This window comes from Blastomonas sp. AAP25, from assembly GCF_001295965.1.
Classification (GTDB): Bacteria; Pseudomonadota; Alphaproteobacteria; order Sphingomonadales; family Sphingomonadaceae; genus Blastomonas; species Blastomonas fulva.
In genome coordinates this window covers 1-19,886 of record NZ_LJHP01000046.1, presented here as the reverse complement: position 1 = coordinate 19,886, position 19,886 = coordinate 1, and the positions used below count along the sequence as shown (strand labels likewise).

15 protein-coding genes are annotated in these 19,886 nt (G+C 65.2%); 6 read left to right on the top strand and 9 right to left on the bottom strand.

Features of this window, described 5'->3' with window-relative positions; genetic code table 11:
* Window positions 1–151: 151 nt before the first annotated feature.
* From IP68_RS19020 to rhmD, 7 genes are read right to left on the bottom strand one after another with little or no spacing between them, the layout of a single operon-like run.
* Window positions 152–1,306, bottom strand: coding sequence for an endo-1,4-beta-xylanase (locus IP68_RS19020; RefSeq protein ID WP_054136599.1), 1,155 nt, complete (start codon window positions 1,304–1,306; stop codon window positions 152–154).
* The gene (locus IP68_RS19015; protein WP_054136598.1) at window positions 1,306–2,901 is read right to left on the bottom strand and encodes a glycoside hydrolase 43 family protein; all 1,596 of its coding nucleotides are present in this window, start codon (window positions 2,899–2,901) and stop codon (window positions 1,306–1,308) included. Before IP68_RS19015 ends, IP68_RS19020 begins: the two co-directional genes overlap by 1 nt.
* 5 nt (window positions 2,902–2,906) lie before the next feature.
* Complete coding sequence (rhaT, locus tag IP68_RS19010) at window positions 2,907–4,019, bottom strand: L-rhamnose/proton symporter RhaT (protein WP_054136597.1); 1,113 nt, start codon at window positions 4,017–4,019, stop codon at window positions 2,907–2,909.
* Window positions 4,016–4,918, bottom strand: a complete 903-nt coding sequence (locus IP68_RS19005) for an amidohydrolase (RefSeq protein ID WP_054136596.1) — start codon at window positions 4,916–4,918, stop codon at window positions 4,016–4,018. Before IP68_RS19005 ends, rhaT begins: the two co-directional genes overlap by 4 nt.
* A gap of 55 nt (window positions 4,919–4,973) precedes the next feature.
* Entirely contained in the window at window positions 4,974–5,723 is a 750-nt protein-coding gene (locus IP68_RS19000; RefSeq protein ID WP_054136595.1) for an SDR family NAD(P)-dependent oxidoreductase, read from the bottom strand.
* Window positions 5,720–6,568 carry a fumarylacetoacetate hydrolase family protein gene (locus IP68_RS18995; protein ID WP_054136594.1) on the bottom strand — a complete coding sequence of 283 codons (849 nt, stop codon included), beginning with the start codon at window positions 6,566–6,568 and terminating at the stop codon, window positions 5,720–5,722. The genes IP68_RS19000 and IP68_RS18995 overlap by 4 nt, the downstream gene beginning before the upstream one ends.
* Before the next feature lie 10 nt (window positions 6,569–6,578).
* Complete coding sequence (rhmD, locus tag IP68_RS18990; RefSeq protein WP_156318305.1) at window positions 6,579–7,763, bottom strand: L-rhamnonate dehydratase; 1,185 nt, start codon at window positions 7,761–7,763, stop codon at window positions 6,579–6,581.
* Window positions 7,764–7,881: 118 nt separating this feature from the next.
* On the opposite strand from rhmD, the gene IP68_RS18985 reads away from it, so the two are divergent.
* From IP68_RS18985 to IP68_RS18960, 6 genes are all read left to right on the top strand, one after another.
* Complete coding sequence (locus tag IP68_RS18985; protein ID WP_117353184.1) at window positions 7,882–8,658, top strand: IclR family transcriptional regulator; 777 nt, start codon at window positions 7,882–7,884, stop codon at window positions 8,656–8,658.
* Window positions 8,655–9,410: an SDR family NAD(P)-dependent oxidoreductase gene (locus tag IP68_RS18980; RefSeq protein ID WP_054136591.1), complete on the top strand. Its 756-nt coding sequence runs from the start codon at window positions 8,655–8,657 to the stop codon at window positions 9,408–9,410. Before IP68_RS18985 ends, IP68_RS18980 begins: the two co-directional genes overlap by 4 nt.
* On the top strand, window positions 9,407–10,546 hold the full coding sequence (gene lldD / locus IP68_RS18975; protein WP_054136590.1) for an FMN-dependent L-lactate dehydrogenase LldD: 1,140 nt from the start codon (window positions 9,407–9,409) through the stop codon (window positions 10,544–10,546). The genes IP68_RS18980 and lldD overlap by 4 nt, the downstream gene beginning before the upstream one ends.
* Window positions 10,504–12,738 carry a hypothetical protein gene (locus tag IP68_RS18970; protein ID WP_231684176.1) on the top strand — a complete coding sequence of 745 codons (2,235 nt, stop codon included), beginning with the start codon at window positions 10,504–10,506 and terminating at the stop codon, window positions 12,736–12,738. The genes lldD and IP68_RS18970 overlap by 43 nt, the downstream gene beginning before the upstream one ends.
* Window positions 12,739–12,879: 141 nt before the next feature.
* A complete protein-coding gene (locus IP68_RS18965; RefSeq protein WP_231684174.1) occupies window positions 12,880–15,978 on the top strand; it encodes a TonB-dependent receptor domain-containing protein in 3,099 nt (1,032 codons plus the stop codon).
* A 76-nt stretch (window positions 15,979–16,054) separates the two neighbouring features.
* On the top strand, window positions 16,055–17,638 hold the full coding sequence (locus tag IP68_RS18960; RefSeq protein ID WP_054136588.1) for a glycoside hydrolase family 28 protein: 1,584 nt from the start codon (window positions 16,055–16,057) through the stop codon (window positions 17,636–17,638).
* 4 nt (window positions 17,639–17,642) lie between these two features.
* On the opposite strand, the gene IP68_RS18955 is transcribed toward IP68_RS18960, so the two are convergent.
* Complete coding sequence (locus IP68_RS18955; RefSeq protein WP_231684172.1) at window positions 17,643–19,583, bottom strand: sialate O-acetylesterase; 1,941 nt, start codon at window positions 19,581–19,583, stop codon at window positions 17,643–17,645.
* A 1-nt stretch (window position 19,584) separates the two neighbouring features.
* Window positions 19,585–19,886 (bottom strand): dihydroxy-acid dehydratase (locus tag IP68_RS18950; RefSeq protein WP_054136587.1); only part of this gene is annotated, 302 nt, incomplete at its 5' end.

Here is a 19,886-nt window from a genome sequence, read left to right as displayed (position 1 = left end):
GAGGATCTAGACGGCGGGCAAGCGCGAAACGGCGGTGCCTACCAGGGCGTTTGCCAGCCGCGTATGTCGGCACGGGGTACTATGGCATGCATGATCCGGCAGCAATGCGTGGCGGCGCGCCAGGTTTGAGGTCCAGGCCGCAAAAATGATGCTAAATGCTTGAGCGTCGCGCGGCTGTTATGAGAGCATCGGCAATGGCGGCACGGAGCGGTTTTGCGCGAAACTGGTCATCATAGGGGGTTGGTCGCTTGGGCAGGCCGTCGCTGCGCGGGGTCAGCCCATTGAGCCAGTTATACTGATCGGTAATGCCCCACAGCACGATGTCGCCCAACTGCGGATAGCTCAGCATGCAGTCCAGATACGCTCGGGCATAGTCGGCCACCTGCGCGTCGCGCTCGGCCGTCGGGGCGGGCAGCTTCTTGTCGCTGATATCCAGCTCGGTGATGTGCAGCTTGTAACCCATCGCGGTGACGGCATCGAGAAAACGCCGCCACGCCCGTTCGTCGCGCGCAGCGAAGGGGGCGCTCTTGGCACCACCGGGGTCACCGATATGGCCCTGGATTCCCAGCGCGTCCACCGGCACGCCGCGCTTGCGAAACCCTTCGAGCAGTTCGAGTACGGCGGGCACATGGCGCGGGCTACCAGGCTCCCAGGACATGAAATCATTATACACCAACTCGGCCTCGGGCGCGGCCGCGCGTGCGGCGCGGAAGGCCAGGTCTACGGCCTCTTGCGGGCTGAGATGCTGCGTCAGCGGGGTTGTGCGGTAATTCCCGGTTTCCGGATCGATCGCCTCGTTGACCACGTCATAGCTCAGGATGCGGCGGCCATAATGGCTGCAGACCGTGGTCACATGCTCCTCGATCAGCCGTGCGGCCTCGCTGGCGGGCTTCGATCCGTAATCATGCGTGGCGACCCATTCGGGGGTGTATTGCGGATGGTGCCACAACAGGGTGTGCCCGCGAAACGCCATGCCGTTGGCTTCCGCAAAGGCCAGCAACCGGTCGGCGGGGGCAAAATCGAACGATCCTGCGCCACCACGGCGCAACACGCTCCACTTGAGTTCGTTTTCGGGGGTCATGACGCCGCATTCCGCTGCCATGATCGCGCGATAGGCCGGATCGTCGAAACAGCGGGTGAGCGGCCCGCCATGGCCGCCGCCGATCGCAGAGCCGAAACGCCGACCCGAAAGCCCTGCCAGCACGTCGAGCGACGGCCCGATGGCAGGTTCGGCCCAGGCGGTGCGCGGCAGCAGCGCCGCTGCCCCCGCTCCGGCCAGCAGCGTACGGCGTGTGCAATCGACCATCACTTCTTCTCCTTGCGGGATGAAATGCGTACCCAGTCCACATCGATCGATCCGGCCGGGCTTGCGGCATGGGTGAAGGTAAACAGCCCGGGCCGCGACCCGCGCCACCATGAGAAAGGCGCCAGTTGCAGCGCCTTGCCAATGGGAGAGAAGCGCCGTCCGTCCGCGCTCCAGCTGTAATGCGCCCGCTGGTCGGGACCGACCTCGACGCGGAACAGCGCGGTGGCGGGGAGCGGCTCGCCCAGCGTTTCAACGCCTTCGCTGGCAAAGGCGAGCCGGGTGACGCCGCCTTCGCGCACCGCGCCGATCCAGGTCGGGCGGACGCCGAACATGGTCAGCCCGGCGCGCTGGCCATCGGCCATCCGCCGCAGATCGATCCGCGCGGTGGCGACCATGTGCGGGCCGGTGAGCATCTGGGTCAGCGTGTTGCGGGCGTGGGTGAGATAGCGCGCATGGCCCGCCGACAGCCGCAGCCAGCCCGGCCGGTCTGCCAGCGACCACCGGCGGTCGTCCGGATTATGGTTCCACTGCCATTGCAGCCCCAGCCTGCGGCCGCTGAACTCGTCGGATGCCTGCAGCGCAAAGCGCGGCGATGATGCGGGCACATCGGGCGCGGCGGCGCTCGCTACGGGGCGATTGGACGCATCACCCATCAACGGCCAGCCATCTTCCCAGCGGACCGGCTCCAGCCAGGTGATGCGCCCGAACGCGCCGGTCGAGTTGAAATGGACGAACCAGCCCTGGCCCGAGGGTGTTTCCACGTAGCCGCCCTGGTGCGGGCCTTTGACCTCGGCGGTGGGCAGCAGCACATCGCGCCACTCATATGGACCGGTGATGCGGCGGGATCGGCCGACGGCCTGCGGGCCGGTGCTCACCCCGCCAATCGGCGCGAAGATATAGTAATATCCGTCGCGCTTGTAGAGCTTGGGGCCTTCCAGCACGGGAAGCCGCTGCCTGTCCTCGGCCACCACGATGCCTTGGTCGAGCACGCGCGTGCCGTCCGCGGACATGCGGTGGAGGATCAACGGGCCTGCCCCGACGCGTCCGTGGATCAGCCATGCGCTGCCGTCATCGTCCCAGAAAGGGCAGGGGTCTTCCAGACCGGGTCCTGCGATGACCTGGATTGGGGCGCTCCACGGACCGCGCGGATCAGTCGCGGTCATCATGAAGATGCCCTCGTCCGGGGTGGCGACATAGACGAAGAATTTTCCGGCATGGTGGCGGATCGACGGAGCCCAGGTTCCGCTGGCATAGCGGGTGCCGCCGATCGGCTTGGAAATCCCATCGGTCAGCGTGTGAGGCCCGGGCATGTCATAGGCAGGATCGAACGGCAGCCGCGGCAGGACATGGCCGATGATCCGCCAACTCACCAGATCGGCCGATTCGAGCACCGGGATGCCCGGCGACAGGTGGAAGCTCGACGAGACCATGTAATAGCGGTCGCCTACGCGGATCACATCGGGGTCCGAATAGTCGGCCCAGATGATCGGGTTCGCATACTGCCGGTTGGCCGGGGGCGTGGCTGTGGCGGATGTCGCCCCGCCCAGAGCCAGCGCCAGCGCCAGCGCCAGCGAGTATACGAGGTTGGACCGCATGATCCTCACGCCCCCAGCATGTTGCCATAGCCGATGACGATCGTCGCCATCACCAGCAGCGCGACACCCGACCAGACCATCGCCTTGATGCGGCCCGGCGCGTCGCGCCATTCGCGCAGGGCAAAGCCCCACACGGTCCCGAAGATGATGATCGAGGCCATGTGCAACGTCCAGGACGAGAAGCCCAGCCGGCCCATCTGGCTTTCCCCCATCGTGTAGAAGAAGAACTGGAAATACCAGGTCGTCCCCGCCAGCGCGCACAGCCCGAAATTCGCGAGCAGCGGGATGGCAGGTTGCAGCGCTGCGGACGGATTGGCTGCAGCCGGTGCAGGCACCTCCGTCGCGGCATCTGCAGAGCGTCCCACCCATTGCCCGGCGCTGCGATTGCGCAGGATCAGAAAGGCGCACCACAGGCCGTTGGTGACCAGGCCCCCCGCCATGATCAGGCACAGCACGGGCAGGCCGGTCCACAACGGGCCGGTGCCATGCGCGGCCGAAACCGCCTTGACCGGTTCGCCTGCCGCCAGCCCGAAGGCGAAGCACGAGGACATGACGCCGCTGAAGATCGCCACGCCGATGCCCTTGCGGAAGTTGAATTCGGCCACCGCATCAGCCTTTTGCGCATCGGTCAGGCTGGCGTCCTTGCGCGCGCCGGCGATGGCAACGACGATGATCCCTGCGAGCGTGATGGCGAGCCCGGCCAGAATGATGTTGCCGCTGAGGCTGTCGAGCAGCTTGGACTGGAAGTCTCCCTGGAACAGCGGCGGAATCAATGTCCCGAACACCGTGCACAGCCCCAGCACCACTGCCATCCCGAGTGACAGGCCCAGATAGCGCATGGTCAGCCCATAGGTCAGCCCGCCAAAGCCCCACAACATGCCGAACACCACCGGCCAGATGATCGCGGCATCGGGCGCCTCCCGAAAGACCATTAGCAGTTCGTTGGTCTGCAGCCATGCGAACAGCCAGGGCGCGATCGCCCAGGAAAACAGCCCTCCGGTCAGCCAGTAGATTTCCCACGACCAGCCGCGCACCGCGCGATAGGGCACATAGAAGCTCGCCGAGGCAAAGCCGCCCAGCCAGTGATAAAGCACGCCGATCAGCGGATTGGGGGTCATGATGTCAGGTCCAGTCCCAGGCGATAGAAACGGTTGGCATTGCCGGCAAACAGTGCGCGGATCTGCGCGTCAGGCAGATCGTGTACCGCCTCCAGATAGTTGTCGAGAATGGCGTCGAACCCGCCGAACAGCCGGTCGGTGGGAAAGTCGCTGGCAATCATGCAGCGCTCTGGCCCGAACAGGTCGATCGTCCGGCGCAATCGGTCGCGGACCTTGGACGGATCGAGCGGGCGGAAGACAAAGCCGAAGCCGGACAGCTTGACCGCAACCTGGGGCAGGGCGGCGAGCGGTTGCATGCCGTCGCGCCAGTCCGCCTCGCCATCGACCCCCATGCCAGCATGATTGATGCACACCGGGATATCCGGATGCTGCTGCAGCAAACGAGCGAGCCCCGGCATCTGGCCGGGATAGCATTGCAGATCGAACGACAGGCCGTGCGCGGCAAGCCGGGCAAAGCCGTTCTGCCAGGCAGCATCGCTGGTTACGTCGCGCGCGGTATAGGTGCGATCTGCATCGCGGTGCCAGTTGACGATATGGCGGATGCCGCGGACATTGGCGTGCGCAACATGGGCTGCGAGCAGATCGTCGACATCGCTCTGGGCCAGATCGGCATAGGCGATGATCGCATTGGGCATGCCGTGCGTGTCGGCGGTGGCCTGCAGCCATTCGGTTTCGGCCAGCGCGTCGCGTGGATCGGCTCCGGCATCGACATGGACCATGCCCCGCACATCCCAGCCACCTGCTTCCACCAGATAGTCGGCAAGCGTGTAGTCCTGGGCGATGGCCGCAACCGGGCCGTTGGGCCCGCCGTCATCGAACGGCGGGGTCAGCCAGGGATAGCGCAAGCGTGAGAGCTGCCAGAAATGCACATGGGCATCGACAAATGGCGGGCGGTCCAATCTCGCTCCTCTCGTCCTCAATGGCCGCCCCGTCTGCGGGGTCGGTGTGCGCGTGTCAGAAGGTTGTGCGGCCTCCCGAGGTGTCGAAGGTCGACGCCGTGGTAAAGGTGCATTCTTCCGATGCCATGAAGCAGACCATCGCCGCCGATTCCTCGACCCTGCCCAGCCGCCCCATCGGAATGCGCGACAGCATATAGTCGATCTGGCTCTGCGGTAGCTGGTCCAGGATCGGGCTTTCGAAGGTGGCGGGGGTGAGCGCGTTGGCGACGATGCCCTTGCCGGCGAGTTCCTTGCCCACGCTCTTGGTAAAGCCGATCACCGCCGCCTTGGTGGCCGAATAGGCGCTGGCATTGGGGTTGCCCTCCTTGCCGGCGACGGACGAGATATTGACGATCCGGCCATAGCCGTTGGCCAGCATCAGCGGGATGACCGACCGGTTGGAATGGAAGACGCCGTGAAGGTTGACATCGACAACCTGCCGCCAGCTATCCACCGGATATTGGTGCGCAGGCGCCGTGGCGCCGGTGATGCCAGCCGAGCAGACCAGGATATCGATGTGCGCCATCGCGGCGACCGAGGCCTCGACCGCCGCCTCGACCGCGGCCAGATCACCGACATCCACCTGGCTGACACTGGCCGCGCCAATCGCGGCCGCCGCTTCGGCCAAGGCATCGGCGTTACTGTCCCACAGTGAAACCTGGCCACCTTCCGCGACGATGCGCTCTGCCACCGCAAAGCCCAGGCCCGAGGCACCACCAGTAATGACCGCGCAACGGCCTGCGAAACGTCCGGAAAACACGCTCACGCCAGCGCTGCCAGGTCGAAGGCCACGACTCGCTGGCGCTGTTCGCCCAGGCCTGTGATGCCCAGCCGCATCTCGTCGCCGGGCTGCAGGAATATCTGGTCAGGCTTCTGGCCCTCGCCGACGCCAGGCGGCGTGCCGGTGATCAGCAGATCGCCAGGGTGCAGGGTTATGAAGCGGCTGACATAGGCGATGCATTCGGCGACGGGGAAAATCATCGTCCCCGTGTTCCCGGTCTGCATCCGCTTGCCGTTGATATCGAGAAACATGTCGAGTGCCTGGCAATCGGCGATCTCGTCGGGGGTGACCAGCCACGGGCCGACCGGGCCGAAGGTGTCGCAGCCCTTGCCCTTGTCCCACTGGCTGCCGAGTTCCTTCTGAAAGGCGCGCTCGGAGACGTCGTTGACCAGCACAAAGCCTGCAACATGCGACAGGGCTTCGGCCTCGGGCACGTAGCGGCAGGTCTTGCCGATCACCACGCCCAGCTCGACCTCCCAGTCGGTCTTGCGCGAGCCATCGGGGATCATGACATCGTCATTGGGGCCGTTGAGGCACGAAATCGCCTTGGTGAAGAAGATCGGCTCGGGCGGCGGCTCGAGCCCGGCTTCACGCGCGTGATCGGCATAGTTGAGGCCGATGGCGAGGAACTTGCCGATCCCGGCGACGGGGACGCCATAGCGCGGCGTGCCCTCCAACAGCGGCAAGGTGTCGGGGTCGAGCGCTGCAAGCGTGGAGATCGCGTCGACCGTGAGGTCGTCGATAACCCCGGACAGGTCTCGCAAACGACCCGTGGCATCGACCAATCCGGGTTTTTCAGAGCCCTTGGGCCCATAGCGGCATAGTTTCATGTTCAACTCGTCAATTGGAGTAGGGGCGGTGAAGGGGGACATCGGGGTTGAGCTCAACCCCGAACCCCGGCTTGTCCAGAGCGCTCGCCTTGATGCGCCCGTTGTGCGGCACCGGCTCGCCCAGCAATTGTGGGGCGAACATCGGCACGACCTCCGTCGGGCCAGGGTGCATCATCAGGAATTCCGCGAAGGGCGAATTGTGGCGGGTCACGACAAAGTGATAGCTGTAGACGCTCGATCCATGCGGGACGACGAGCTTGCCGCGCGCATCGGCCAGCGCGGAAATCTTGATGAGCTCGGTGATGCCGCCGCACCAGCCCACATCGGGCTGGATGATGTCGCAGCAGTCCATCTCCAGCAGCATGCGAAAGCCCCAGCGCGTGGCTTCATGCTCGCCGCAGGTCACCAGCATGCCATTGGGCACATTGCGCTTGAGTTCGGCATAGCCCCAGTAATCGTCCGGGCTGATTGCCTCCTCGATCCACTTGAGGCCATGGGCGTGGCAGGCATGCGCCAGCCGGGTGGCATAATCGACATCAAGCGCCATCCAGCAGTCGTGCATCAGCCAGAAATCGTCGCCGCACCTGGCGCGCATGTCGGCCAGCAGCGCGACATTCTTCTTGAGCCCCTCGTCACCCTCCGCCGGGCCGTGGTGCAGCGGCAGCTTGCCGCCGATAAAGCCGAGATCGCGCGCGATGTCAGGGCGGGCGCCGGTCGCGTAGAATTGCAGCTCGTCGCGAACCGCGCCGCCGAGCAGGTGATAGACCGGTTCCTGCCGCAGCTTTCCCAGCAAATCCCACAACGCCAGATCGACCGCCGAGATCGCGTTCACGACCAGCCCCTTGCGCCCGTAATATTGGGTCGAGAAATACATCTGGTCCCAGATGCGTTCAAAGTCTGCAGGGTTCTGACCGATCAGGAAGCGCGACAGGTGCCGCTCGACGATGAACGCCGCAGGTTCGCCCCCGGTGGTGACCGCAAAGCCAACTGTTCCGTCGCTCGCTTCCAGCTCCACCACCAGCGTGCCCAGCACATTGATGCCGAAGCTCTGGCGCGACGCGCGATATTCGGGGTACCGTGCCATGGGCGTTGCGATATGATCGTCGATCCAGTGGCCAGCGCCCTGGTCGTGATAGTCCGCGCCGCCACCGCGCGCGGTAAACGCACGAACAGCAACGATTTTTGGAAAGGGAATCACGACAGACCGACACCGGCCACGGCGGGCAAACAAGCGCCATCATCAACGCGGTCTAACGGAGCCCTCATAATATCCTCTTTCATATTGTGAGATTGAATGCTAATTTATGGGAGTAATGACGTCAATGGCTGAGGATCAGAAAAATGGCACCGGCGGTAGCCAGACCCTATTGCGGGGGCTCGACGTGATCGAGGCATGCGCCGATGGTCCGATCCAGCTGGCAGCGCTAGCGGACAAGCTGGGGCTGACCCGGTCCACCACGCACAGGCTCGCGAACGCCTTGATCGACCGGCGATATCTCGCATCGGTGCCTAGGCGCGGCTACACTCTGGGCCCCGAACTGCTCAAGCTGGGCTTTTTGGCGCAGCGCCAGACCGATGTGGTGCAGACGGCGCGGCCGCATCTCGAAGAACTGGCCAAGCTGTCAGGCGATACGGTGCACCTGGGCGTGCTCGATCACGACCGTGCGCTTTACCTCGACAAGATCGCCGGACAGCGGCGGATCGATATCCGCAGCCGTATTGGCGACCGCCACCCGCTGACGTCTACCGGTCTGGGCAAGGCGCTGCTGATCGATGACAAGCCACCGCGTTGGCTGGCGCTGTTCGAGCAGGACCAGGCGGCGGGCGCCTTTCCGATCGAGCGCGATCTGTGGCTCGAACGGATGAAGACTTACGCCGCAAGCGGCCATGCCTTCGATCTGGAAGAGAATGAGGATGCCATCCGCTGTGTCGCTGCCCCCGTGCGCGATTCGAGCGGACGGATCGTCGCCGCGATCAGCGTGTCGAGCGCGGCGCAGTATATGGACGACGAGCGCATCCAGGCTTTGGTGGTCGATGTCCGCCAGACGGCGGAAGCCATCGCCCGGGATCTGGGGTGGAGCGATAGATGAACCTGCTGGCCGGGCAGACAGTTTTGGTGACAGGGGGTGCCAGTGGCATCGGCCGCGCGATCGCGCTCGGCGCAGCGCGGGCAGGGGCCGACGTGGCGGTGTTCGACAAGGACCCGGCTCAGGCGCTGGTCGCGCAGATCGAGGCGCTCGGTCGCAAGGCCCTGACGGTCACCGGCGATGTCGCCGAACCCGGCGAGGCGGAACGATTCGTGCGTGAGGCGGTCATCGCCCTGGGGCGGGTCGATGTGTTCGTCAGCAATGCCGGCATCTGCCCGTTTCACAGCTTTCTGGATATGCCTGCCGAAGTCTTCGAGCGCACCGCGCGCGTCAATCTGCATGGCGCGTTCCATATGGTCCAGGCCGCTGCCAATGCGATGGTCGCAGGCGGGCGGGGCGGCGCGATCATTGCGGTCTCCTCGATCTCGGCGCTGGTCGGCGGCGAGTTCCAGACCCATTACACCCCGACCAAGGCGGGAGTGCATTCGCTGATGCAGTCCGCCGCGATCGCTTTAGGGCGGCATGGCATTCGCTGCAATTCGGTGCTGCCCGGCACGATCCTCACCGACATCAACAAGGATGACCTTGCCGACGAAGGCAAGCGGGCGCGGATGGCGGCGCGTGTTCCGCTGGGCCGGCTGGGAGAGCCCGACGATCTGGTGGGCCCGACGCTTTTCCTCGCATCGGACATGGCACGCTATGTCACCGGTGCGGCGCTGCTGGTGGACGGCGGCGCTTTCGTAAACCTGCAATGACTGCCGCGGCATCCACGCTGGATTATCGCGCACTGGCCCGTGCACGGCTTCCGCATTTCCTGTTCGAATATATCGATGGCGGCTCTTATGCCGAGGTCACGCTGCAACGAAATGTAACCGATCTGGCGGAGGTTGCCCTGCGCCAGCGGGTGATGACCGATGTGTCGGCGATCGATCTTTCGACCGAGCTGTTCGGCCAGCGTCTGGCCATGCCGGTGGCACTCGCACCCGTGGGGCTCGCGGGGATGAACGCCCGGCGCGGCGAGGTGCAGGCCGCGCGCGCCGCGCAGGCGGCGGGCGTGCCGTTCTGCCTTTCCACCGTGTCGGTCTGTCCGCTGGCAGAGGTCGCCGCAGCCGCCGCGCCGTTCTGGTTCCAGCTGTACATGATCCGCGACCGCGCGTTCATGATCGACCTGATCGATCAAGCCAGGGCGGCTGGCTGTTCGGCGCTGGTCTTCACGGTCGACATGCCGGTACCCGGATCACGCTATCGCGATCTGCGTTCGGGCCTTGCGGGAGCCGCAGGGATGGCAGGGTCGCTCCGGCGGGCCTGGCAGGCTGCTCGGCGGCCGGGCTGGGCCTGGGACGTCGGGCTGCAAGGGCGTCCGCACCATCTGGGCAATGTCGCCCCGGTGCTTGGCAGCAACAGCGGGCTCGAGGATTTTCTCGGCTGGATGCGCAACAATTTCGACCCCACGGTGACATGGCGCGATCTCGAATTTGTGCGCTCGCGATGGGACGGCCCGTTGATCGTCAAAGGGATTCTCGATCCCGACGATGCCCGGCTTGCAGCCGATCATGGCGCCGATGGCATCATCGTGTCCAACCATGGCGGCCGGCAGCTTGATGGGGTCCTGTCGAGCGCCAAGGCGTTGCCGCCGATCGCCGATGCGGTGGACGGCCGCGTGACGGTGCTGGCAGACAGCGGGGTACGATCCGGACTGGACGTGGTGCGCATGTTGGCACTGGGAGCAGATGGCGTGCTGCTGGGGCGGGCCTGGGCTTATGCGCTCGCGGCAGCAGGAGAACAGGGTGTGAGACATATGCTGGGGCTGATCGAAGCGGAAATGCGCGTGGCAATGGCGTTGACCGGGTGCACGAACATTCCGGCGATCACGCGGGACATTCTGGCGTGATCGTCCGCCTGCTGCTGGCGGCATGCCTGGTGCTGGGATCTGCAAGCGCCGAAGCGAAGATTGACCGCAAGGCCCTGATTTCGCGCCATGATGTCCATCTCACCAGCGTCGACCCGCATGCGCCGGTGATGATCGGCAATGGCGAACTGGGCTTTACTGCCGACATCACCGGGCTGCAGACGTTTCCGGAGGCCTACGTGCCGCAATCGCCGCTGCTGACCATGGCGCAATGGGCCTGGCACAGCTTCGCCAATCCGCGCGGATGGACCGCCGCCGATGGCGATGCGCAGGTGCCGGTACAGGGCAGGGGGACGCTGTCTTATGCCTGGTTTCGTGATTTCTCGATGCTCAAGGACCGTCCCGCGCTGGTCTGGCTGCGGGAAAATCCGCACCGCTTTTCGCTGGCGCGGATCAGCCTGAAGCTGACCCGGCGCGATGGTTCGGCTGCCGTGCTCAGCGATCTGACCGCCACCCGCCAGCGGCTTGACCTATGGCGTGGAGTCCTGATCAGCCGGTTCGTGTTCGATGGCGCGCCAGTGACAGTCGAAACCCGCGTAGCGGCGGCATCCGATGTCGTGCTCGTCTCCGTGCGCTCGCCGTTGGTGGCGACGGGGCGGGTGTCGGTCAGCGTTACCTATCCGGGAGTGAAGGCACCGCTCAATCCCGACCCGTCCGACTGGGAATCGCCGGAAGGCCATGCAACGCAAATCGTCCGGGCGACGGCGCAGGCGGTGCAGGTGCGGCGGACGATCGACAGCACCGATTATGACAGCAACCTGTCTGCGCCGGGGGGCCGCATCTCCGCCGATGGTGTGCATCGATTCACGATCCTCGGCTCGGGGCAGCGTCTGGTCGCGACCGTCGGGTTCGGAAAGGCTGCATCAGCGCTGCAACCCTTCGATGGTATGACCAAGGCTGCGGACAAGGCCTGGATCGATTACTGGCGCACCGGGGGTGTCATCGACTTTTCGGGCAGCACCGATCCGCGCGCGCATGAACTGGAACGCCGGGTGGTGCTGTCGCAATATCTGGCGCGCATCAACCAGGCGGGCAGCGTTCCGCCGCAGGAAGAGGGTCTGTTCTCCAATAGTTGGAACGGCAAGTTCCATCTGGAAATGGCGATCTGGCACGCCGGACATTTTGCAACATGGGGGCGCGCACAATTGCTCGACCGCATGCTGGCATGGCATCTGGAGCATCTGCCGCAGGCACGGGCGCTGGCGACCAGCCGGGGTGTGAAGGGGGCGTGGTGGCCCAAGATGACAGGGCCGGAAGGGCGTGAAAGCCCCAGCCCCATCAACCCCTTCATCATGTGGCAGCAACCGCATCCCATCTTCCTCGCAGAGCTACGCCGCCGCGCGACCTCCGATCGAGAAGCGACCGCGCTCTATGGAGTGTTGGTCGAGGATACGGCCGACCTGCTGGCCAGCTGGCCCTTGCCCGATGGGACGTCGCGGGTCGCACTGGGGCCGCCGATCGTGCCGGTGCAGGAGAACCACGATCCGCTGACCACACGAGATCCGACGTTCGAGCTCGAATACTGGCGCTGGGCGCTGACGATCGCCCAGCAATGGCGGGAACGGCGCGGATTGCCCCGCAAGGCGGAATGGGACCGCGAGATAGCAGCGTTGCCGGCTCCGGCCCAGGCTGATGGCTTGTATCTGCCCGTTCCTGGCGAACCACGATTCTGGCAGGATACCGCAGGCCGCTGCCGCAAAGACGCAACCCCGGCCGGATGCCTCAACCGCGACCATCCTTCATTCCTGATGGCTTTTGGCCTGATCCCCGGGCAAGCCATCGACCCTGCGGTGATGCGCGCCACGCTCAAGGCGGTCGAAAGCCATTGGGATCTGCGCCAGACCTGGGGTTGGGATTTCCCGATGATCGCCATGACGGCAGCGCGGCTCGGGGATCCCGAAGCAGCGGTCGACTGGCTGTTTGCCGATCAGTTGAACAACCGTTGGGGAGTCACCGGCATGACGCCGCGAGTCGAGGTAGAGCCTCATGCCACGGGCGGACCGGATGGTATCGGTACCAAAAGGGTCGCTGACACCTACTTCCCGTCAAATGGTTCGCTTCTGCTGGCTGTCGGCATGATGGCAGCCGGCTGGGACGGCGCACCACGCAAAGCGCCCGGTTTTCCGCGCAAAGGCTGGCAGGTGAGGGTCGAGAACATCACACCTCTGCCCTGAAAATTCGCTTCCTGAGGCGAGATGTTGACGCTACCAATTTTATCTGTTAGGACATCATCCCATCATATGGGATTTGTTGGCGCTGGTTCGCGTAGCATTTAATGGCGAGGTCCTTAAGGCCCGCTTTTCAGGGAGAGTATGATGAAGGTATCGAGCAATCCGTTGCGCATTTCGCTGCTGGCCAGTGTCGCGTTTGCCGGAGTCTGTGTCGCCAACCCGGCCGCGGCTCAGACGCAGTCAGCGCCAGGTGGCACGACGACAGCCGTGCCGGCCGCAGACGCCCAGGCCGACGAAGAGATCATCGTCACCGGCTCGCGCATCGCGCGCAGCGGCTTCGACACCTCCACCCCCGTCAGCGTGGTGGACGATACCGAAATCACCCTGTCCGGCACCGTGAACGTCGAACGTCTGCTGGGCCAGTCGCCTCAGTTCATCGCATCGCCCACCGGCGGTTCGACCGTTTCGGGTCAGGGCGCAGGCATCGCCGACCTCAACCTGCGCGGCTTCGGTGCCACCCGCAACCTGGTGCTGGTCAATGGGCGTCGCTTTGCGATTTCGGGCCCGGACCAGACCACCGACATCAACACCATTCCCAGCGCGCTGATCAAGCGGGTTGAAATCGTCACCGGCGGCTCATCGGCGGTCTATGGCTCCGATGCGATCACCGGCGTGGTCAATTTCGTGATGAACGACGAGTTCGAAGGTGTGGTTGCGCGGGCGCAGTTTGGCGGCAACACGACCACCAGCGCACATACGCAGGACTACACCATCACCGCCGGCGGCAATTTCGCCGATGGCCGGGGCAATACGGTGGTATCGCTCAACTATCTCAAGCGCGACCCCATCACCCGCGCGGAACGCGGCGGCTTTACCTCGGTCGCGCTGGCGGATGGTTGTGTCGTGCCCGGCAGCGACTCCGGCGTCACCCGGGTAGGCACACCCTTTGCGGTTCCGGCGGGGCAGACTTGCCGCTCGGCAGGGGGGCAACCCGGCTTCATCTTCGGTGGATCGGGCGACATCCCCAATGGTCGCGTATCCGGTATCGCCACTTACGGTTCGGCAAGCCCGGGCCTGCGCGCAGCCTATGACGCGGCAGGACTGACCAATATCGGCGGTTTCGGCTTCACCTTCAACGATCAGGGCACAGCTGCGCGCAACGCCGTCGATCCGGCTGACCGTTACAATCTGGCGCCGGACAACTATCTGGTGATCCCGCAAAAGCGCTACATGATCAACTCGTTCACCACGTACGAGTTCACACCCAACGTCACCGGCTATCTCGAAATGCACTATTCGCAGAACGAGGTCCGCGCCCAGCTGGCGCCGTCGAACGTGGGCGTTTCGACGCTGCTCAACGTGAACAATCCTTTCCTGTCGGCAGGCGTTCAGGGTGTCCTGCGCCAGCTGGATGCTGAACAGACCAACCCGATCACCGTCGCCTCCGGACCGGTCAGCCGCACGACCACGGTCAATGACGGCCTGGCGGTGGTTACGCTGGGACGGCGCTATGGCGAGGTGGGCCCTCGCCAGGCCATCCAGCGGCGCGACGTGTTCCGCGCTGTCGGTGGTTTTCGCGGCGATCTGGGCACCGTGGTCGAGGGTGGTTTGCGCGACCTCACCTATGACGTCTACTATAGCTATGCGAAGACGAACTTTTCCGAGGAGCTGAACCGGGCGCTCTCGCGCAGCGCGCTGCAGGCTTCGCTGCTTTCGGTCAACGGTGCGGCCCCGGTCTGCAACGTGTTCGGCCTGAACATCAGCGATGCGTGTATCCGCGCCATCTCAGTTTCGGCCACCAACACCACCGAGGCCACCCAGCAGGTGGCAGCAGCCAGCATTTCGGGCAAGTCGTTCACGCTTCCCGGTGGCGATATCGGATTCAACCTGGGCTTGGAATGGCGCAAGAACGAAGCCGCGTTCCGGCCCGACCAGTTCCTGGCAAGCGGCGATGTGGTGGGCTTCAACGCGGGCCGGGCCACGGCCGGTGGCATCACCGCCAAGGAAGTGTTCGGTGAAATCCGCCTGCCTATCCTTGCCGACACGCCGTTCTTCCAGGCTCTGACCGTCAACGGCGCCTTCCGCTATTCCGATTACAGCCTTGGCGGTGTCGGCGGCGTGTGGACCTATCTTGGCGGGGCCGAGTGGAGCCCGGTCGACGACATCACCTTCCGCGGCCAGTATCAGCGGGCCATCCGCGCACCGAATGTCAACGAGCTGTTCGGGGGCATCAGCCGCAGCAACGTCGTTGCGACCGATCCGTGCTCGAGCCGCCAGCCGGCTGCGCAGCAGTCGGCGGCGGTGCGCGCGATCTGCGTTGCCACCGGCGTGCCTGCCGCCGCGGTGTTCACCGCCGGCGTGCAGCCCAACGCGTTCTTCCCTGTCGATCAGGGCGGAAACCCCAATGTCGGCGAGGAGCGGTCGGATACCTATACGTTCGGCGCGGTGTTCACACCGAGCTTCCTGCCCGAGCTGCGCGTCAGCGTCGATTACTTCAAGATCACCCTGGACGGGGCGATTGCGGCGCTGGGTGGCGGCCTGAACAACACGCTCAACCTGTGCTACAACGTGCTGCAGGATGCGGGCAGCGAGTTCTGCCAGGCGGTCAGCCGCGACCGCAACACCGGGGCAATCACCGACAATTTCCCGGTCCGCGTTCTCGCCGCGAACACGGGTCAGCTGAAGACCTCGGGTATCGATTTCGTCGTGCGCTATACCCAGCCGCTCAACTTCGGGCTGTTCGGCCTTGCCGAGACCAGCACGCTGTCGTTCGGAATGGACTTCACCTATCTGGATGAATTCACCGCAACGCCGGTGGCTGCATTCCCCAACATCAAGAACCGCTGTGCCGGCGCGTTCGGCCAGACCTGCGGCGAGCCGCTGCCGCGCTGGCGCGGGACGTCGCGCATCACCTGGGACATGGGCCCGATCAGCATCAGCGCACGGCATCGCTATATCGGCAAGGTGACCGACGATCGCCACGTGGTGCCGACCCGCGCAGGGAGCGCCACCGCTCCGGCGCTGGCGGACCTGTCGCACCCGGTGCTGGGTGACGAGCACTATTTCGATCTGTCTTTCACCGCCGAGGTGATGGACAGGGTGGAACTGTTCGGCGGCGTGAACAATGTGTTCTCCAACGCACCGCCGGTGGTGGGCAGCGCCCAGGTTCGGGCGAATACCTATCCGGCGACCTATGACTCGCTGGGGGCGGAATTCTTCATCGGCGCCCAGCTCAAATTCTGAGATCCTTCCTACTGGCGGGGCCGTGTCATGCGGCCCCGCCTTTTTTGGATCCACGGCAATGCAAGGAACAGCGTTGATGCATTTTGACCGGCGGCAGATGATTTCCGGGGCAGGGGCCTTGGCGCTGGCAGCGCCGCTTTTGGGTTTGCCGGCAACGGTCGGGGCGCAGCCCCAGCGTGCTGCCTTGCGGCCGGCGCCGATGGGAGCGGTCGATGTCCGAAAGTTCGGCGCCAGGGGCGATGGCAAGGCTATCGATTCCGCTGCGATCAACCGGGCTATCGATGCGCTGGCAGCAAGCGGCGGCGGTACCCTGATCTTCCCGCCCGGCACCTATGCCTGTTACACGATCAGGCTCAAGAGCCGTGTTTCGCTTCATCTCACCAATGGGGCAACCATTCTTGCCGCGGCTGCGCCCACCGACGGACGCGGCGGCTATGACCTGGCAGAAGAGCAGGACCCGCGCGCGGTCGGGTTCCAGGACGCCGGCCACAGCCATTGGCGCAACAGCCTGATCTGGGGCGAGGGCCTGCACGACATGGCGATCACGGGCGATGGGCTGATCTGGGGGAAGGGGCTGGGCCGTGGTGACGGCAAGGACGACTGGCTGAAGGACCCCAGCGGCCCGGGCACAGCAAACAAGGCGATCGCGCTCAAGAACTGCCGGAATGTCCTGTTGCGCGATTTCCGCATGCTGGAGGGGGGCTGGTTCGCGCTGCTGGCCACCGGGGTCGACAATCTGACGATCGACAACCTGCTGATCGACACCAACCGCGATGGGCTGGACATCGATTGCTGCAAGAATGTGCGGGTGACCAACTGCACCGTCAACTCGCCGTATGACGATGCCATCTGCCCCAAGTCCAGCTTTGCGCTCGGCTATGCCCGGGTCACGGAAAACCTCACCATCTCGGGCTGCTTCGTCACCGGCAATTACCAGATCGGATCGGTCCTCGACGGCACATGGCGCAAGATGCCCGCCGATTTCGCCCCGCTGATCCACGGCCGGATCAAGTTCGGTACTGAATCCAATGGCGGTTTTCGCAACATCGCGATCACCAATTGCGTCTTCGAGGACAGCCGCGGGATCGCGCTGGAAACCGTCGATGGCGGCGTGCTGGAAGATGTCGCGATCAGCAACATCACCATGCGCGGGATCGTCCATGGCGCATTCTTCCTGCGGCTGGGCAAACGGATGCGCGGCCCTGCCGGGGTGCCGATCGGTACTCTCAAGCGCGTGCGGATATCCAACCTTGTCTCTTCGGGCGGCAGCCAGCTGCCTGCGGTGATCGCCGGATTGGCAGAACGACCGATCGAGGATGTGTCGATCAGCGATGTGCTGCTCCACCAGATTGGCGGTGCCGATGCGGCCATGGCTGCCCTGCAGCCGCCGGAGAATGCGCTTGGCTACCCGGAAGCCACGATGTTCGGCGACCTGCCGGCTACCGGTTTGTTTGCACGGGCCGTGCGCGGTCTGTCGCTCGACAATGTCGAAGTACAGGTGGATCGGCCAGACCTGCGCCCGGCGCTGTGGCTGCAGGATGTCGACGGCGTTGATCTGTCGCGGTTGCGTCTGCCCGAAGGCAAGGCATTCGCGCTCGACCGGGTGCGTCGTATGCGCAGCAGCGCCGTGCGCGGGCACGCCGATCTGCGCATCGACTGACCGCTTAAGGGATAGGCAGCTCGAACGGACCGGCGGGCAGTCCCGCACTATCGAACAGGTTGATGGTCGGTGCATCGGCCCAGGCATAGCGCACGCGTGTCGGTGCCGCGCCATCCTGCGGAAGGGTTACTTGATTGCCCGCAATGATGCCCGGCACAAAGCGGCAGCTGGCCTGATCCGCGCCGCACAGCTCGAAGCCGATCGCCTGTGTGCTGCCGCGCGTCACCAGTGAGCCGGTTACCCCCTCGAAGGTCACGACTACCGCGTTTTCGCCGCGTGTGACGAAACGTACCGATGGCCCCGAAGCGGAGTCCGGGCCGCCATAGGCAATCGCGCGCATCGTGCGGGCAAGCCGCCGCCCCAGTTCGCGCTTTTCGCCCGGGTGGACGTCGAACGGATCGCCGATGTCGAGGGTGAGCGTTAGCCCGACCCTGGGATCGTTCACGGCGACCTTGCGCTGGTCGTTGCGGACATCGGCCCAGCCGCTGGCGCCGGGCGCTGCCGCCGGCGCGCCGAAGCCCGCCAGGCTGACGATCGCAAACGGTAGATTCGGCGTATCGAACTGCACGCGCCATGCCGCGATCATCGCGCTCAGCCGGCCAGCATAGCCTGGCAGGGCGGTATCGGATTCGCCCTGATACCAGGCGACACCCTTGAGTGCGGGGCTGCCCAGCGGTGCGATCATTGCAGCGTAGAGATTGCCGGCCCCTGCGGTATCGTCCCAGGGCGGGCGCGGCATGCCGGGCGCGCGGCGCCGGTCGGGCGAATAGGACCAGCCCTCGCCGAGCGGCAGGCGCTGGCCATTGCGAAAGGTCACCGCGATGCTATCGGCAGGCCCGGCCATCCCGCCCTTGCCCCACAGATCGTTGACGTTGACGGTGACGACATTGCGCCCCGCCTTCAGCGATCCCTTGGGCAGTGCATAGCGTCGCGGAGTGGAGATGCTGCCGCCGCCACCCACCGGACGACCGTTGATCCAGACCACGTCCTGATCGTCGAGAAGGCCCAGATCGAGTGACGCGCCCTGCGCAACCTGGGCCGCAGTGAGCATCAGCTCGCGGCGCAGCCACATGAAGCCGTTATATTCGACCAGCTCCGGATCGCCCCAGTCCTCCCAATATCCGATCTTTGGAACCGGTCGCCAGTCGCGATCGGCATCGGGCATCCACGGCGCATCCTTGTGCGCCGCGCGCCACCAGCTTTCCCACCGTGTGCCGAAGCCGCGCTGGGCGCTGGTGGGGTCCTTCGCACTGAGCTGGCGCAGTTGCACCTCGGCCGCTGCCCCGGTCTGGCCGAGCGCTGCATCGGACATCCAGCTGCTGATCCGGGTTCCGCCCCAGCTGCTGTGGATCGCGCCCAGCGGAACATCGACCGTCCGGCGCAGGTCCTTGAGCATGTAGAAGCACGCCGCCGAAAATGCCCCCGCCGTCTGGGGGCCGGCCACATCCCACCGGGGTGCCTTTTCGAACGTGACGCGCGGGTCGAGTGCGGTCTGGCGCGGTACGGTCATCATCCGGATGGCAGTATCGCCGGAGTTGGCGATCTGGGCGCGGCTGTCCTGCGATTCTGCGATCGTCATTTCCATGTTGGACTGGCCCGAGCACAGGAACACATCGCCGATCAGCACGTCTTCGGCGATGCTGGTACCGCTGCGCGCAGCCACCGTGATGCGATAGGGGCCGCCCGCCGCCATCGCCGGCAGCACGATGCGGAAACGGCCATCGCGGCCTGCCACCGCCGTGCCGACATGCGCGCCGATCTCGACCGTCACGGTCTCGCCGGGGTCGGCAGTGCCGCTCACCGGTATCGGCCTGTCGCGCTGGATCACCGCGTGGGATGCGAAGGCGGGGTCGAGCTCTGCCGCGAGAGCCGGGCTGATGCTGCCGAGGATGCAGGCACTCGCAAGCATCGCGTTGATCGAGGGTCTGAAGGGCGCTGTCAGCATGTCAGTGGTTGTGCCTTGGTGTTTTGTGGGATGTTCCGCGATATTTGATGGCCATTTCCAGCACGCCGCCATCGGCGAGCTGGCTGGTCTTTTCGCGGTACAGCTCTTCCCATGGGGTGTTGCTGGGCGGGATCGGCGGGGAGGGGATGTGCTGCTTGCGCCGGGCGATCTCGGCTTCGTCGACCAGTGCGTCGCAGCGCCCGGTGTTGAGATCGACGCGGATCATATCGCCGGTCTGCAGCCACGACAGCCCGCCGCCTGCCGCACTCTCGGGCGAGGCGTTGAGGATCGAGGGGCTGTCGG

Coding starts and splice junctions, on each gene's coding strand:
- IP68_RS19020 (WP_054136599.1), bottom strand. CDS start 1,306: ATGGTCGATTGCACACGCCGTACGCTGCTGGCCGGAGCGGGGGCAGCG.
- IP68_RS19015 (WP_054136598.1), bottom strand. CDS start 2,901: ATGCGGTCCAACCTCGTATACTCGCTGGCGCTGGCGCTGGCGCTGGCT.
- rhaT (WP_054136597.1), bottom strand. CDS start 4,019: ATGACCCCCAATCCGCTGATCGGCGTGCTTTATCACTGGCTGGGCGGC.
- IP68_RS18995 (WP_054136594.1), bottom strand. CDS start 6,568: ATGAAACTATGCCGCTATGGGCCCAAGGGCTCTGAAAAACCCGGATTG.
- IP68_RS18985 (WP_117353184.1), top strand. CDS start 7,882: ATGACGTCAATGGCTGAGGATCAGAAAAATGGCACCGGCGGTAGCCAG.
- IP68_RS18980 (WP_054136591.1), top strand. CDS start 8,655: ATGAACCTGCTGGCCGGGCAGACAGTTTTGGTGACAGGGGGTGCCAGT.
- lldD (WP_054136590.1), top strand. CDS start 9,407: ATGACTGCCGCGGCATCCACGCTGGATTATCGCGCACTGGCCCGTGCA.
- IP68_RS18965 (WP_231684174.1), top strand. CDS start 12,880: ATGAAGGTATCGAGCAATCCGTTGCGCATTTCGCTGCTGGCCAGTGTC.
- IP68_RS18960 (WP_054136588.1), top strand. CDS start 16,055: ATGCATTTTGACCGGCGGCAGATGATTTCCGGGGCAGGGGCCTTGGCG.
- IP68_RS18955 (WP_231684172.1), bottom strand. CDS start 19,583: ATGCTGACAGCGCCCTTCAGACCCTCGATCAACGCGATGCTTGCGAGT.